The organism is Staphylococcus sp. MI 10-1553, from assembly GCF_010365305.1.
GTDB lineage: Bacteria > Bacillota > Bacilli > Staphylococcales > Staphylococcaceae > Staphylococcus.
On record NZ_CP048279.1, the window covers coordinates 1,783,142 to 1,799,099 of the forward strand.

The window sequence follows — 15,958 nt, forward strand, 5'->3', positions numbered from 1 at the left end:
AAAACATTTATGTACAGCCGTGCTTGACAATTTAATCACTATTGAAAAATCCAGCACTTCTCATTTTCCTACCATTCAAAAATTTGCTCAGATTTTAGCCGATTATTTTATTGATTGCACATATTCTAGATTGCAAGAACCGTACGCGACTCCCGAGGTCATAGCGTATAAACCTTACAATCGTCTCTTCATTCTTTTGAGTGGTGACTGTTTAACACAGTAGCTGTCTGACTTCTCAATGCCTATGCTTTTGAGAAATCTAGTCAGCCTTGCGGAGGCAGTACGACGAAATCTTTGTTGCACATCAGATTTCTGTACTGCTCCCGAAAATCCAATTCGGCTTCCATCAAATGTACACTTCTATCAAGCCAAATTGAGTTGAGGTGCTAGCCCCTGGGAAAGCAAATATGGTCCAGCACCATATTTTTTCATCCCATTCAATATCACTCTCAGCCTTTCACTGATCATCTGATTGGTGAAACCATCCAAGTTTGCAAGAATCTTCCGAGACTCCTGAGGGAACAGCTGACCCGGAAAATCCACCAATGCTTCCGTCAATGTATCATTACAATCAAAGCGTTGGTTAGTTGTAGGGTCAGCCCCTAGGAACGCGAGGAATGATTCTGCAAACTGGAAAGTTCAGCAAACTTAAAATCAACCAATAAGAAGATTAAGCATAAAAGGCTGAGAGTATAAACGCGTTGTTTAAGCCCCCAGCCCCTCATTTATCATGTGTTCTGCTTCTAAGTCAATCCTACCCAAACACACTGCTTTCATCGTTCAATTGTTATTTTCGATACTTTCGATTTAAATCTAAATGCTTCAATACACCTCGTCGTTTCAACAAAATGAGCAACGCATAACTCACGGATGCACCGATCAAGCTTGAAACGATAAACGCCGCCATTAAAGGTTTGATTAAAAAGTGATCTACATTTAAAATCCAAGCGAGTGGAATACAAACTAAACTTCCAATGATACCTGTGCCAATCACTTCACCAATTGCGGCGACAAACAGGTGACGGTTCACATAGTAAAATAAACTTCCGAGTAAGACACCAATCATGCTTCCTGGAAAGGCAAACGGTGTCCCCGTACCAAACATTACGCGTATGCTAGATGATAAAAATGCTTGCGCGAGTCCATACCATGGTCCAAGAATGACGACGCTGAGTACATTCACGAAATGTTGTACAGGTGCTGCTTTAATCGCCCCTAATGGTATGACAATCACTGTACTTAATACAACATTGACTGCAATAAAGAGAGCGGTCAGTGTTAGTTTACGTGTGTTCAAACTTATCACTCTCCGACAGGGCTGAGGACTTATTTGACCACTGTATCCACATATGTCATTCGTGTGTTTGATCGTCCCCAGCCTCGATGTTTTCTTGTTCAATTCTAGCTGATAAAGTCCCAATCACAACGTGCAACAATTCGTTTGCTTCTTGTAGTGCCGTTTTAAATTCATTCACAATTGGGATTTCATCAATTTTTGTTTGTATTTCTTCAATTTTTTCTTCAGAGCGCGCAAATGCTACAGGTTTATCGTAATTTTGTAGATTGACGGATTGCTTTTGATTTTGCTTTAACTCTGCCATGTATTGCGAAATTTGCTCATTTTGATGAATTTGTGTTTCGATACGTTGGTAATGTTGTATCGTTTCTAATGATTGAATGGATGCACTTAACTTTTGAGCCGCTTCCAAAATCATCTCACGAGAGTCCATTTACACAGTCACCATCGTAGGTTCACTCACGCCAACAAATTCACCATTTAATGAATATTGTTTCGCTTCAACAATTTTTACATCTACAATTTTACCGATAACAGATTTTGGTGCACGGAAGTTAACTAATTTGTTCTTTTCAGTATAACCCGCTAAAACTGCTTCATCTTTTTTACTTGCACCTTCACATAATACGCGAACTGTTTCACCTTCATACGCTTTTAATGCACGTGAAGAATATTCACCTACAAGACGATTTAAACGCTGTAAACGCTCTTTCTTCACTTCAGTCGGTACATTGTCTTTCATTTTAGCAGCAGGTGTACCGTCACGTTGCGAATAAAGATACGTATAAGCGTGTTCGAAACTGACTGCTTCATATAAAGATAACGTTTCTTCAAATTGTGCTTCTGTTTCGTTTGGATAACCTACAATTATGTCTGTTGTTAATGCGACATCTGGCATGGCTGCTTTAATACGTGACACGAGATCAAGATAGCTTTCACGTGTATATTTACGCCCCATAATTTTCAACACTTGATCATTACCTGATTGAACCGGCAAGTGAATGTGTGGCACAATATTACCACCTTCAGCAATGACTTCAATCATACGGTCTGTAAAGTCCCATGGATGGCTTGTAGTAAAACGAACACGCGGAATATCAATTTTTGAAATGTCCGCCAATAAATCGCCTAAACCATACTCAATATCTTCTATGTCTTTCCCGTATGCATTCACGTTTTGACCGAGCAATGTAATCTCTTGATAACCTTGACGCGCTAAATCACGCACTTCTTCAATAATATCTTGCGGGCGACGACTACGCTCTTTACCACGCGTAAATGGCACAATACAATATGTACAAAACTTGTCACAACCATACATAATGTTCACCCATGCTTTAATACGGCCTTGACGTACTTTAGGCAAGTTCTCAATAACATCGCCTTCTTTAGACCATACTTCCACAACCATTGCTTTAGATAAATAAGCTTCTTCTAAAATTTGTGGTAAGCGGTGAATATTATGCGTACCAAAAATCATATCGACATTTTGGTATGATTTTAAGATTTTATTCACAACTGATTCTTCTTGTGACATACATCCACAAACGCCAATTAAGCAATCTGGGCGCTCTTGCTTAATATGCTTTAAGTTCCCAATCTCACCAAACACTTTATTTTCCGCATTTTCACGAATTGCACACGTATTTAATAAAATGACGTCCGCTGTATTCACATCTTCAGTCGGTGTATAACCTAGAGCTGTCAAAATCCCTGCCATGACTTCTGTATCATGCGCATTCATTTGGCAACCATATGTTTTGATTAAAAATGTACGACCTTTCCCCATACCACGATATTTTTCATCAATTTGGAAATCACGGTTATATTGCACAGTTTCTTTTCCACGTTTTTTCGCATCTTTGAGACTTGGTGGCTGATAAACGTGTTCAAAATTAAAATACTTACTATAATCTTTTTCTTCTTTACTGTCACGTTGCGCTAAGACATCAATCGTTCCAGCTTTTCTTTGTTCTTCATTCACATGCAAAACCCTTTCTGCCCATATATCATTAGTTCATTATATTAAAAATCTAGGGAAAGTGCAAAATGATATCTTCTAAATTCAATTGAAGTTGTGCAATTGATTAAGCCATTTCGTCATACTTACCCGTCAACGTTTCAATACTGATTCCTTCAGTCACATGATAAAACTTCACTTGGCTAATAATGCTTGGTGATTCAAGTTCGACCATACGTTCGTTCATTTTTTGAATTAAGATCAACAAACTACTCATGTCACCTTCAATCGTTGTTTCCAATGGTCCGACGCGATAATTTAACCCTGATTCATCTATCACTTTAATGGCTTCATCTACAAAAGGAATGACATTTTCTCCATTAGGTGTTTGCGGGATAATTTGAATGCTCATTAACGTATCTATCATATGAAAACCTCCTTAATACATTTTATTATGACTTTGATTTCATAATGTTGCAAAAATAAAGGTCTTTCAGTCAATGGGTTTGTTTTTGCCATTTTATTTGACTTCTATTTTTAGGCTACAAATAACTACACCTTTCTTCACTTTCATTTAATAGCAAAAACTGACACAAAAAAATAAGACTAGGAGGTTGTGATGATATGCTCCCAGCCTTACTAAAAATAACGTATATCCAATAAATTTGAGTGAATGCGCTTAAAATTTTCATACTTTTATTATACAAATTGCTTTGTAAATGACTCAAACTGTTCTTCTGTTAAACTCAAGTCTTGATGTGCTAATGGTGTTTCTGCTAAGCCGTCAATTTGTGACTCATATGAAGGTGTTGTCGTATCTTGGTATACAATCCCTTTGACTAATGAATCATGTTCGAGCACGGTTTGTAATGCAGCTTGTTTATTGCTGACGTCATAATTTTCAATATCATCAATAGCAGTTAAATTCTCTTTAAACCAGTCATACGTATTGATTTTATTGTATGTGACACATGGTGAAAAGACGTTTACAAATGAAAAACCATCGTGATTAATCGCGTCTTCAATTATTTTCGTTAACGCTTTAATATCACTAGAGAAACCTTGTGCAACAAATGTCGCCCCTGATGATAATGCCAGCTCTAATGGCGCAACGTTTTGTTCGATATTACCTTTAGGTGTTGTTTTAGTCACAAATCCTGGTGCTGATGAAGGTGATGTTTGTCCTTTAGTCAGTCCGTAAATTTGGTTGTCCATCACGATATAAGTGATATTCATATTTCGGCGTAACGCATGAATCGTATGCCCCATACCGATAGCATAACCATCGCCGTCACCACCAGAAGCAATCACTGTAAGGTCACGGTTTGCCATTTTCACACCTTGTGCTAATGGTAATGCACGCCCATGAATGGAATGGACACCGTAAGAGTTCACGTAACCTGATAGACGTCCTGAACAACCAATCCCTGTAATGAGTGCCACTTCATCTGGTTCTAATCCAACGTTTGCAGCTGCTTTTTGGATGGCCGCTTGTACTGAGAAGTCGCCACAACCGGGACACCAATTGGGTTTCACATTATTTCTAAAATCTTTAAATGTAGCCAATTACACTCTCTCCTTTAATGCATTCAAAATTTCTAATCCTTTATGCTCAATTTCGTGTGGTAAAAATGGTGTACCGTCATATTTCGTTTGTTTGACGAGTTTGTCACCTAAGTTCACGTTCATTTTAATAATATTCGCCAGTTGGCCTTGATAGTTATGTTCGACAACAACGACTTTTTTCGCTTTATCTACAGCGTCTTGAATGACTTCTGTTGGGAATGGATGTAATTGTCGAATTTGTAAATGGTTAATACGGTGTCCTTGTTGTTCTAAACGTGATGTCCCTTCTTGGATGGCACCTTTTGTTGAAATAAATCCAAGGTATAAAATGTCTGCATCATCATGTGTCGCTGTACCTTCTACCGGTTTTGGAATGACTAATTTTTCTGTCTTGCGCATACGTTTATCCATTTGATTTTGACGATTTTCTGCCGCTTCACTCGGCTTACCTTCTTCATTATGCTCGACACCTGTCACATGGTGAATGCCGCCTTTAACACCTGGAATTGGACGTGGTGACACACCAGATTCTGTAATAGCATAACGTTTGAAGTAATCTTTGTCGTCCTCGTCTCTTTCTATATCTTCAGTAATCGTTGCGCCTCGACGAATTTCAATTTTCGAATGGTCGAGTGCTTTCACAGTTTGCTTACCTAATGACAGTTGTAAATCACTTAATAAAATAACTGGACATTGATATTCTTCAGCTAAGTTAAATGCCTCTACCGTTAAGTAAAATGCGTCTTCTGCATCTGTCGGCGCAAGAACAATTTTCGGAATATCACCGTGTGTGCCGTAAATCATTTGCATTAAATCGGATTGTTCTTGTTTTGTCGGTAAACCTGTCGATGGGCCCCCACGTTGCGTATTGATGACTACAAATGGTGTTTCAGTCATCCCTGATAAACCAATTGCTTCCATCATTAATGATAAACCTGGGCCTGCTGACGCTGTAAAGGCACGTACGCCCCCGTAGTTTGCACCAATCGCCATCGTTGCAGCTGCAATTTCATCTTCTGTTTGAATGACTGAACCACCTACTTTAGGTAAATTGTCAATCATATACTCCATTACTTCTGAAGCTGGCGTGATAGGATACGCTGCCATAAATCTTGAGCCCGCTGAAATGGCACCTAAACCAATCGCATCATTCCCAATCATATAGAGGTGAGGTACGCCGCTACTTTCTTCTAATTCAAAGTCACCGCTCACTTCACCCATTTGTGCTTGCATTAAACGATAGCCTTCATTTAATGCTTGAATATTTAAATCGACTACTTTTTCACCTTTTTTCTCGAACATATTCGTAATTAACGATTCAAAAGTATCAGTATTCAAGTGCATTAATGCTGCTGTTGCACCAATCGCTACCATGTTTTTCATTAAAGTCGTCCCTAATTCTTTAGCCACTTCTGTAAATGGTAGGACGATAAGTTGTGCCTTACTCTCTTCCGGCTTCTCTGGTTTTGCCTTACTATCTGCTAAAATGACACTATCTTCACGCATTTCGTGATGGTTCAACACAATCGTTTCTTGGTCGAACGCTACCAGAATATCTAAATCATCACTAATGGCATGCACAGGTGTTGTCGAAACACGGATTTTATTATTAGTATGACCACCTTTAATACGGCTTGAGAAATGACGATAACCGTATAAATAATAGCCTTTGCGGTTCATAGCAGTAGCGAAAATTTCACCCGTTGATTCGATACCTTCGCCTTGCTGACCTCCCACTTTCCATGATAATTGAGATTTCATAGATTTAGCCTCCTACACGTTTGAATTCACTCAATATTTTATCAAAATAACCCACTATTTGCTCTACAAAATAGTGGGTTTGAAAAAAATTCATACTAATGGCGGATAGGGATATATCACAATTCAGCCATTTTTTAACGAACCTATTTCATTATGCTTCAAATGGATGATCTTCATTAATTAAAATACGATCAATCTTTTTCGCTGTGCCATCTTCTTTCAAATCAATGATGACACCTGACAACACGCTTCGTCCTTCATCCGGTACGACATGGCGTTGCGGCAAACTCGTAATAAAACGTTTAATGACTTCATCACGGTTAATACCTAATATACCATCGTAATAACCCGTCATCCCTACATCTGTAATATATGCCGTTCCTTGTGGCAAAATACGGTTGTCTGACGTTTGAATATGGGTATGTGTGCCCACAATTGCACTGACACGCCCATCTAAATACCACGCCATCGCATTTTTTTCTGAAGTCGTCTCAGCATGAAAATCGACAAAAATATAATCTGCCTCTTTTTTAGCTTCTGTAATCAACTGGTCTGCTTTTTTAAATGGATCGTCAATCATAGGCATAAAACTACGCCCTTGTAAGTTGATGACTGCCAATTTTTTAGCATTAAGTTGAAGGATGCGCATCCCAATACCTGGTGCTTCATCTGGAAAATTGGCAGGTCTCACGAGTCGTGTCGCTTCATGGATAAAGTCATAAATTTCACGTTGTCCATACGTGTGGTTACCCATCGTCATAAAATCGACACCTTCACGTAACAACTGCTTATATATTTTTTCAGTTAACCCTTTGCCGTGTGCCGCGTTTTCAGCATTCACAATCGTTAACGTAGGGCGATAATGTTGTTTAAGTTTCGGCAACAGCTCTGAAATCGTTTGGCGACCGACCTTCCCAACAATATCACCTATAAATAAAATCCTCATATTTTTCGTCCTCTCTAATCCCCCTTCTTTGTATTTTATATCGTTTTTAAAATAGAAAACTTTACATTGGGGAGATGCAAAAACATTTTAAAGGGACATCCATTAACATTATTGTCATGACATGTCCCTGGTTCATCGTCATGCTTGAACTACTTTACATCACGATTTTACATGTATGTTGATACGTTTTATTGTACCGTTCTCACCATCGATGTCAACGTATGCGAGCAAAATTATAGCCTGAAGTTGACTTAACCCCTTCATCATACTTCATAAAGGCTGCGTTAACGCCATTTTGAAGATTTTATTTGCCAATACAAATTCATCATTTAATCCGTCGTAGCTTCAGGCCTACCCGCTTTAACATACAGTAAACGAATGGCATTTAAAGCGACAATCAACGTTGCCCCCATATCAGAAAATACGGCAATCCATAACGTTAACCAACCTGGAATTACAAGTAACAACGCCAATAATTTAATCGCAATCGCAAAGGTAATATTCGCCTTAATGATGGTCATCGTTTTCTGACTCAAACGATACGTAAAAGGTAATTTCGACATATCGTCACTGAGGAGGGCAATATCCGCAGTCTCAAGTGCTGTATCTGTACTCGCACCTCCCATCGCAATGCCAACTGATGCGCTCGCCAGTGCTGGTGCGTCATTCACCCCGTCACCGACCATTGCAACTGTACTATATTGCTGTTTAAGCTGTTCAATTTCATTTAATTTATCTACAGGCATCAGATCTGCTTTAACATCTGACATGTGAAGTCTTTGAGCAATCGCTCGTGCTGTTTTCTCATTGTCTCCTGTCAACATAACAGTGTGTTGAATGCCAAGTTCACGAAGCATCTGTATCGCTTTTTGAGACTGTTCACGCACTTCATCACGCACAGCAATCAACATACGTAACGCATCATCCATTGACACGAGAATGACCGTATGCCCTTGTTCTTGTAATTGTTGAACCTGGGTTGTCATAGCAGGTTGAGCTACATTAAACATTTGCGGTTGTCCAATGACGAAATGATGCCCGCCAATATTTGCCGTCACACCTTGACCTGTTTGTGAATGAAAATCTGTCACATCATATTGTTCAAAATGGTGATGATTGGATTGTGCATAACGAACAATCGCACGTGCAAGCGGATGATCCGAACGACTTTCAATTGCTGCAACTTGTGCAATCAAATTGGGGTCATCACGATCTTCTGTTAAAGTCATAACAGTTGTCACTTCAGGTTGTCCCATCGTCAGTGTCCCTGTTTTATCAAAAGCTAATACACGAATACGACTCATTTGTTCTAGGTGAATCCCCCCTTTAATGAGCACACCATTTTTCGCTGCATTACCAATACTCGATACGATAGAAATCGGAGTTGCAATGACTAACGCACAAGGACAGCCAACGACAAGCACGGCTAAACCTTGATAAATCCACGTTAAAAATGATTGATGTAACACTACTGGAGGCACTATCGCAACAAGTAACGCGATGACCATAATGGCCGGTGTATAATAACGCGCAAACTTTTCAATAAATGCTTGTGCCGGTGTTTGATTTAATTGAGCTTTTTCAACGAGTTGAATCATTTTCGCTAATGTCGTATGTGCTACTGTTTTCGTGACACGCACTTCAAGGACGCCATCTTCATTCAATGTTCCTGCAAAAACTTCTGCACCTTCCACTTTTTCAACCGGCATCGACTCACCTGTAATGGCGGCCTGATTAACTGCAGCACGCCCAGCGACTACAACACCATCTAACGCAATTTTTTGTCCCGGTTTAATATATAAGGTTTCATCGATTACAATGTCATCAACAGGCACCTTTACATATTGGCCATTTCGTAAAACTGTCGCTTCATCTGGCGCAATATCCATTAAAGATTGCATCGACTGACGTGCTTTATCCATAGAAAATGTTTCAAGCGCCTCACTCATCGCAAATAAAATGACGACAGCTGCCACTTCTCCCCATTGACCGATGAGTGCACCACCAATGACCGCAATCATCATCAATGTGTGCATATCAAATTCGAGATGCACTAAATTTTTAACACCTCGGATGAGTAACGCACTTCCACTTAATAAAATCGAACAAGCGAATAATAAAATCGTCATCACATAGTTTTCACCACTCATCAAATGTGAGATGTAACCAAGTAGCATGAACAACGTCGCCACACATATAGATTGATGCGCTTTATAAAATTGTTTCGACTTATCAAACCAAGATGTCGGGTGATCCGTTTTTCTTTGGTCAGCCTTCGTACCACCCTTTTTCCGATCATCTAACGTCAATTTTAAATTTTCAAAAGCGCCCGCCCCTTCTAATTCTTCAACAGTGGTGTCGCCCGTCACATAAATTTTTGAAGCACCAAAATTCACTTGTGCCTCTTCAACTGACGCAAGATCTCGGACATTTCTTTCAAATTTACCAGCACAATTGGCGCATGATAAACCTTCTATTTTGTATGTTTTACGACTTTGAATCATCTTCATCCACTTCTTTCTTATGTTCAATAGATATCATCATCAATTGTCGAATATGTTCATCATACAAACGATAAAATGCACGTTTACCCGATTTGCGGTATGTCACAATGCCGTTTTTATAAAGAGATCTCAAGTGGTGAGACGCATTGGCTACGGTTACATTTAAAATTTCCGCAATATCACAAACACACAATTCATCATGGTGGCAAAGCGCGAGCACGATTTTAGATCGGTTAATGTCAGCAATACTCTTAAACATTCGACTCACCTGCTCAATATTCGAAGCGGCAATCTCCTCTTTCGACTGTTGTACAGCTTCAACGTCAATACTAAACGTATCACAAGTTGCAATTTTTTGAGTCATTACATCTTCATATCCTTTTTATACATTAATTTTATATTAAAATTATAACTTCTTTTTGCATATCATTCAAGCGTTCGTTTGAATGAAAAATATGATTAATTTATAACGAAGAGGGTAATGCACTTTTAGGAAGACTTATGGTGCGATTCAATCATAAGTGATGTATAAAACAAAAAACTAGGAGATGTTTTTTAATTTATGTCAATTCATATTGATCCAGAAAAATTTGCAGAACTTGTAGTTAGCGCAAATCCGTCTAAAAAGTTAAAACCTGAAGAAATAGCGAAAGAAAGTATTGATTTGTATATCCACGCATATCGTATGGCAGAACGCTACACGAATATTTCTTCAAATTGCTATGATACCGCAAGTGCATTGGAAGAATTGAAAGAGACAGAATTAAATCTTTATAGATAAGACATCGAATTTTATTGAAATCATCCTCATTGATAACGATTTTGAATTTTACAATCGCTATCATGGGCGCGGGTTTTAATGTTAAAGTCAACATGTATTTAAAGCATATAAAAAAGCAAGTATCTTTATACCCTTTAATAAAGATACTTGCTTTTCGTTTTCATACGCAATTATTTCGCATATTCAATTGCTCTCGTCTCACGAACGACTGTCACTTTGATATGACCCGGATATTGCAGTTCACCTTCAATTTGATTTTTAATATCTCGCGCTAAACGGTGAGATTTTAAGTCATCAATCGTATCAGGTTCTACAATAACGCGAATTTCTCGACCTGCTTGAATCGCAAAGGCCTTTTCAACACCTTCATAATTCTCAGAGATTTCTTCTAAACGCTCTAAACGCTTGATGTAGTTCTCTAATGTTTCTTTTCTTGCCCCTGGTCTTGCAGCAGATAATGCATCAGCTGCAGCAACTAAAATTGAGATGATAGAAGTTGGCTCCACATCACCATGATGAGAATGTATCGCATTAATCACTGTTTCAGGTTCGCCATATTTTTTGGCTAACTCAACACCGATTTCTACGTGACTGCCTTCCACTTCATGGTCAATGGCCTTACCAATATCATGTAATAAACCTGCACGTTTCGCTAATGTCACATCTTCATTCAGTTCTGCAGCAAGCATACCTGACAGATGCGCAACTTCAATAGAATGTTTCAATACATTTTGGCCGTAACTTGTACGGTAATGCATACGACCTAATATTTTAATCAAATCTGGATGCATATTATGAACATTTAATTCGAATGTTGCATGTTCACCAGCGTCACGAATAATTTCGTCTACTTCACGTCTTGATTTTTCAACCATATCTTCTATGCGTCCAGGATGAATACGCCCATCTGACACTAGATTAATTAATGCTGTTTTCGCAATTTCTCGACGAATCGGATCAAAACCTGATAAAATAACTGCTTCTGGCGTATCATCAATAATTAAATCAATACCTGTAAGCGTTTCTAACGTACGAATATTTCGACCTTCACGACCGATAATTCGTCCTTTCATTTCATCATTAGGCAAGTTTACAACTGAAACTGTTGATTCAGAAGTATGATCTGCAGCAAAACGTTGCACTACTGTAGCGAGCAACTCTTTAGCATTTTGGTTTACTTTTTCTTTTGCTTCATTTTCTTTTTCTTTAACAAGTACTGCAATATCTTGTGACAACTCATCTTCTACACGTGATAATTGTTCTTTACGTGCTTCTTCTTGTGTGAGACCGGAGATGCGTTCTAGTTCTTGTTCGTGCTTCATTATTATCGATTGAACACTACTCTCTTTTGCATCTACTTGTTGTTGTCTTTCTTCAAGTTTAGATTCTTTTTGCTCTAAAATCTCATCCTTCTTATCGAGTAGATCAGATTTCCGCTCCAAGTTTTCCTCTTTTTGAAGAAGTCGGGATTCTTGCCTTTGAAGCTCAGTACGTCGTTCTCTAAGTTCGTTTTCAGCACGTTCTCGGAGAATTTGGTTTTCTTCTTTCGCTTCGATTAACTTCTCTTTTTTAAGGTTTTCTGCTTCTTTGTTTGCTTGTTCAAGAATATCTTTCGCAGTTTGCTTAGCTTGCAACTGCTTTTGGTAAATCAAGTTTTGGGCGATAAAATACCCTACAACAACTCCTAGAATGATACCCAGCAAAATGAGTAAGAGGCTTAATAAATTCACACAAACACCTCCTTTTTCTAGGATTTCGTTCTGTATGTTAATAAATCTATATGATTATATGGATAAAAATAAGAATCATACAAGTTCAATTGTACGTTTTGAACAACGAAAAATCAAGGTTTCTGTCGCGATAACAAATAAAAAGCGATAGACACAGAATTGACGAATCCTGCCCACATCGCTTATTATTGAAGTATGTTTCTTTTTAAATGAATTATATTTATTATTATTCATCAAAAAGTGTTTGTGTTTCTTCTTGTTCAGGTTCTTCTACATCACCATCATAAATGCCGAGTTTTTCACGTAATTTACGGTCAATTTCATCTTCAAGTTTAGGGTTTTCAAGTAAAAATTGTTTCACGTTCTCTTTACCTTGACCCATACGTTCACCGTTGTATGAATACCAAGCACCTGATTTATCTACAATGTCGTATTGTACACCTAAATCAATCAATTCGCCTTCTCGTGAAATCCCTTTACCATACATGATATCCACTTCTGCTACTTTGAATGGTGGTGCCACTTTATTTTTAACAACTTTAATTTTTGTACGGTTACCTACAATATCTTGGCCTTGCTTCAATTGTTCCGCACGACGTACTTCTAAACGAACTGAACTGTAGAATTTCAGTGCACGGCCCCCTGGTGTCGTTTCAGGGTTACCGAACATGACACCTACTTTTTCACGGATTTGGTTAATAAAGATAGCTGTCGTTTTTGATTTTGAAATAGCTGCAGAAAGTTTGCGCAATGCTTGAGACATTAAACGCGCTTGTAAACCAACATGCGTATCACCCATTTCACCCTCAATTTCAGCTTTAGGTGTCAATGCCGCAACTGAGTCGACAATGATAATGTCCACTGCGCCACTTCTGACAAAGGCTTCTGCAATTTCAAGTCCTTGTTCACCGTGGTCTGGTTGTGAAAGGTACAAGTTGTCAATATCTACACCTAATGCTTCAGCGTAAACTGGGTCGAGTGCGTGTTCGGCATCAATAAATGCAGCAATACCGCCATTTTTTTGTACTTCAGCAATGGCATGTAAAGCAACTGTTGTTTTACCAGAACTTTCGGGACCATAAACTTCGATGATACGACCTTTAGGATAGCCGCCAACCCCTAATGCATGGTCTAGCGTTACCGAACCACTTGAAACACTTGAAACGCGGCGATCTTTATTCTCGCCCAGTTTCATGACGGCACCTTTACCAAATGATTTTTCCATATTTTTAATTACTGTATCTAGCGCTTTTTGACGTTCATTATCCAATTTAGGACCCCCTACTTGATCGAAATTTCCTTTTAATTTAATTCTACTATACATGGTATTAAATCAAATTACAAGTGTTTTGCGAATGTTTGTTCGTTATTTTTGAAGCATAATTCCTTCGAAACAGAACGCATGTACTTATATTTTATCAATTATAGATCGGTTTTCAGGATGTTTTAACCAATTTAACCACGTAATTAAAATATAGTTTTGACTTCTGTCACGCTGTAAATGTCTCATTTGTGCCATTTTAAACGTTTTAATGTGGAACGCATCACCTGCTAATAATCCTATATAAACTGTGTTATCTTGAGAGAGTATGCTGATGGCCTGTTCACTCTCATAAAGCGCTTGAACAAACAGTGCCGCTGAATAAAGTTGCTCTTCTATAACATCTGATACATCTAAAAATTGAGGATGATGCAACATATATCCTTTCAGTAAATGTTGGGCATCTTCTTGCTTCAATCGGGCATGAAATAACCCTTCTGTTACTTGGTCATATACTGCAAATGTTTGATGTTGTAGTTGTAAAACAGCTCGTTCAGGTGTCATGTCATCAGAACCATAGTAATACAAACCGATACGCTTTAGTATTTCTTGTTTTATCGGTGCAATCAACTGTTTTGTCACTTCAGTGTTTTCACCACTTGCTGTTATGCGAATGGTCACTTCATGCGCTCCTGCTAGTGGGGCAATCGTTGGGTTTGACTGCGCATCAATCAAGTCCATCAGTTCAGTTTCAACTTGTGATTCACCAATGCCACAAAAACGTAAAACTTCTGATCCAATCGTTTGACCGCTTTGAGAGAAGTACGGCATCAATTCATTCACGACCATAGGCTCAAGTTCTTTAGGTGGTCCAGGCAACATCACGATATGCTTATTGTCATGTTGAACATAAATACCTGGTGCCATACCGACTTGATTCGCCAAAACTTCAGCGCCTTCAATAACTAAAGCCTGTTGTTTATTGTTTGGTGTCATGACTTTACCATGTTGTTTGAAGTAATCTTCTATATCATCCATTGCTTCTTGATTCATGACAAGTTCTTTGTTCAACACTTCTGCCACTGTTTGTTTCGTTAAATCATCTTTCGTCGGACCAAGTCCCCCTGTAAATACGAGCACATCGTATTGTTGTAAAGCACGTCTTGTCACATTTTCAAGACGTTGTGCATTATCCCCAACTACGATATGTTCCAATACATGATGACCTGATTCGTTAAATTTTTGCGATACAAATTGCGCATTCGTATTAACAATTTGGCCTAGCAGTAGTTCTGATCCCACTGCAATAATACATACTTTCATATTTTCGTCCCCCATCTTTCGTTCATGTTGATTGTCGTATTCATTACATTTTATTTTATCTTACATCGCTATTTTATAAAAAGAAAAACGCCAAAAACAGTTAAAAAAATGACTAGGATACTTACCCTAGCCATTTATATTTGCTATTTAGTAAAAACGAATGATTATAAAAAACGATGGTTCAACCATTGTCATCATCTTTCTTAAATAGGTGCGTTGCTTATTTTTTATCTTGTAAAAATACGTCACGGCCTTTGTAAAAGTACTCAACACCAGAAAGCACTGTGAAAAAGACACCGATGTATAATAAAACTTGTCCTAAGCTGAAACCAATCCACTGGCTGAAAGGTTCACCTAATAAAATTAAAATCAATGCAACCATCGTCACTGCCGTTTTAATCTTTCCCAATTGACCCGCAGCACTGACAAAACCTTGTTCGATTTGCAATAAACGTAATCCTGTAACTGCAAATTCACGTGCAATGATAATCACTGCGACAACTGAGTTCGTTAAACCGAGTTCGACTAGAACAATCAGTGCAGCAGAAACGAGTAGTTTGTCTGCAAGTGGGTCTAAAAATTTCCCCATATTCGTAACAATTTGCCATTTACGTGCTAAATAACCATCTAAAAAATCACTTAACGACGCCAAAATAAAGATGATACCGCTGATTAAAAATTCAATACGAATCGGCTGTCCTCCCAAAAATGTCACTTGCCCCATTCCAAAATCTACAAGTGCGAATAACATAAAAATAGGGATTAAAATAACACGAAAGACGGTAATCTGATTCGGTATATTCATGTTTGCTCCTCTTTTCACTCAATC

General features: G+C 38.3%; 14 protein-coding genes. 1 reads left to right on the forward strand and 13 read right to left on the reverse strand.

Translation table 11 applies throughout. The features are described from left to right. Positions 1 to 787: 787 nt before the first annotated feature. From thiW to GZH82_RS08365, 9 genes are all read right to left on the reverse strand, one after another. Complete coding sequence (thiW, locus tag GZH82_RS08325) at positions 788 to 1,297, reverse strand: energy coupling factor transporter S component ThiW (protein WP_162682100.1); 510 nt, start codon at positions 1,295 to 1,297, stop codon at positions 788 to 790. 55 nt (positions 1,298 to 1,352) lie between these two features. Continuing rightward, positions 1,353 to 1,730, reverse strand: coding sequence for a YlbF family regulator (locus tag GZH82_RS08330; protein WP_162682101.1), 378 nt, complete (start codon positions 1,728 to 1,730; stop codon positions 1,353 to 1,355). Further along, the gene (miaB, locus tag GZH82_RS08335) at positions 1,731 to 3,281 is read right to left on the reverse strand and encodes a tRNA (N6-isopentenyl adenosine(37)-C2)-methylthiotransferase MiaB (protein WP_162682102.1); all 1,551 of its coding nucleotides are present in this window, start codon (positions 3,279 to 3,281) and stop codon (positions 1,731 to 1,733) included. Positions 3,282 to 3,384: 103 nt separating this feature from the next. Continuing rightward, the gene (locus GZH82_RS08340; protein WP_162682103.1) at positions 3,385 to 3,684 is read right to left on the reverse strand and encodes a thiamine-binding protein; all 300 of its coding nucleotides are present in this window, start codon (positions 3,682 to 3,684) and stop codon (positions 3,385 to 3,387) included. A 272-nt stretch (positions 3,685 to 3,956) separates the two neighbouring features. Further along, positions 3,957 to 4,823, reverse strand: a complete 867-nt coding sequence (locus GZH82_RS08345) for a 2-oxoacid:ferredoxin oxidoreductase subunit beta (RefSeq protein ID WP_162682104.1) — start codon at positions 4,821 to 4,823, stop codon at positions 3,957 to 3,959. Next, positions 4,824 to 6,584 carry a 2-oxoacid:acceptor oxidoreductase subunit alpha gene (locus tag GZH82_RS08350; protein WP_162682105.1) on the reverse strand — a complete coding sequence of 587 codons (1,761 nt, stop codon included), beginning with the start codon at positions 6,582 to 6,584 and terminating at the stop codon, positions 4,824 to 4,826. Positions 6,585 to 6,735: 151 nt separating this feature from the next. Continuing rightward, a complete protein-coding gene (locus GZH82_RS08355; RefSeq protein ID WP_162682106.1) occupies positions 6,736 to 7,530 on the reverse strand; it encodes a TIGR00282 family metallophosphoesterase in 795 nt (264 codons plus the stop codon). 329 nt (positions 7,531 to 7,859) lie between these two features. Then, positions 7,860 to 10,034 carry a heavy metal translocating P-type ATPase gene (locus GZH82_RS08360; RefSeq protein WP_162682107.1) on the reverse strand — a complete coding sequence of 725 codons (2,175 nt, stop codon included), beginning with the start codon at positions 10,032 to 10,034 and terminating at the stop codon, positions 7,860 to 7,862. Beyond that, on the reverse strand, positions 10,018 to 10,398 hold the full coding sequence (locus GZH82_RS08365; RefSeq protein ID WP_162682108.1) for an ArsR/SmtB family transcription factor: 381 nt from the start codon (positions 10,396 to 10,398) through the stop codon (positions 10,018 to 10,020). Before GZH82_RS08365 ends, GZH82_RS08360 begins: the two co-directional genes overlap by 17 nt. A 198-nt stretch (positions 10,399 to 10,596) precedes the next feature. On the opposite strand from GZH82_RS08365, the gene GZH82_RS08370 reads away from it, so the two are divergent. Continuing rightward, on the forward strand, positions 10,597 to 10,815 hold the full coding sequence (locus tag GZH82_RS08370; protein WP_096540850.1) for a hypothetical protein: 219 nt from the start codon (positions 10,597 to 10,599) through the stop codon (positions 10,813 to 10,815). Positions 10,816 to 10,985: 170 nt separating this feature from the next. On the opposite strand, the gene rny is transcribed toward GZH82_RS08370, so the two are convergent. The 4 genes from rny to pgsA form a co-directional block, all read right to left on the reverse strand. Continuing rightward, complete coding sequence (rny, locus tag GZH82_RS08375; RefSeq protein WP_019165445.1) at positions 10,986 to 12,545, reverse strand: ribonuclease Y; 1,560 nt, start codon at positions 12,543 to 12,545, stop codon at positions 10,986 to 10,988. A 226-nt stretch (positions 12,546 to 12,771) separates the two neighbouring features. Then, positions 12,772 to 13,815: a recombinase RecA gene (gene recA / locus GZH82_RS08380; protein WP_019165446.1), complete on the reverse strand. Its 1,044-nt coding sequence runs from the start codon at positions 13,813 to 13,815 to the stop codon at positions 12,772 to 12,774. A 138-nt stretch (positions 13,816 to 13,953) separates the two neighbouring features. Next, on the reverse strand, positions 13,954 to 15,129 hold the full coding sequence (locus tag GZH82_RS08385) for a CinA family nicotinamide mononucleotide deamidase-related protein (protein WP_162682109.1): 1,176 nt from the start codon (positions 15,127 to 15,129) through the stop codon (positions 13,954 to 13,956). A gap of 220 nt (positions 15,130 to 15,349) precedes the next feature. Further along, the gene (pgsA, locus tag GZH82_RS08390; protein ID WP_162682110.1) at positions 15,350 to 15,934 is read right to left on the reverse strand and encodes a CDP-diacylglycerol--glycerol-3-phosphate 3-phosphatidyltransferase; all 585 of its coding nucleotides are present in this window, start codon (positions 15,932 to 15,934) and stop codon (positions 15,350 to 15,352) included. Between the last annotated feature and the right edge of the window lie 24 nt (positions 15,935 to 15,958).

Bases quoted from the DNA above. Each gene is read 5' to 3' on its own strand.
- GZH82_RS08360 (WP_162682107.1), bottom strand. From the start codon at position 10,034: ATGATTCAAAGTCGTAAAACATACAAAATAGAAGGTTTATCATGCGCC.
- GZH82_RS08385 (WP_162682109.1), bottom strand. From the start codon at position 15,129: ATGAAAGTATGTATTATTGCAGTGGGATCAGAACTACTGCTAGGCCAA.
- GZH82_RS08350 (WP_162682105.1), bottom strand. From the start codon at position 6,584: ATGAAATCTCAATTATCATGGAAAGTGGGAGGTCAGCAAGGCGAAGGT.
- GZH82_RS08355 (WP_162682106.1), bottom strand. From the start codon at position 7,530: ATGAGGATTTTATTTATAGGTGATATTGTTGGGAAGGTCGGTCGCCAA.
- GZH82_RS08370 (WP_096540850.1), top strand. From the start codon at position 10,597: ATGTCAATTCATATTGATCCAGAAAAATTTGCAGAACTTGTAGTTAGC.
- pgsA (WP_162682110.1), bottom strand. From the start codon at position 15,934: ATGAATATACCGAATCAGATTACCGTCTTTCGTGTTATTTTAATCCCT.
- GZH82_RS08330 (WP_162682101.1), bottom strand. From the start codon at position 1,730: ATGGACTCTCGTGAGATGATTTTGGAAGCGGCTCAAAAGTTAAGTGCA.
- GZH82_RS08365 (WP_162682108.1), bottom strand. From the start codon at position 10,398: ATGACTCAAAAAATTGCAACTTGTGATACGTTTAGTATTGACGTTGAA.
- GZH82_RS08340 (WP_162682103.1), bottom strand. From the start codon at position 3,684: ATGATAGATACGTTAATGAGCATTCAAATTATCCCGCAAACACCTAAT.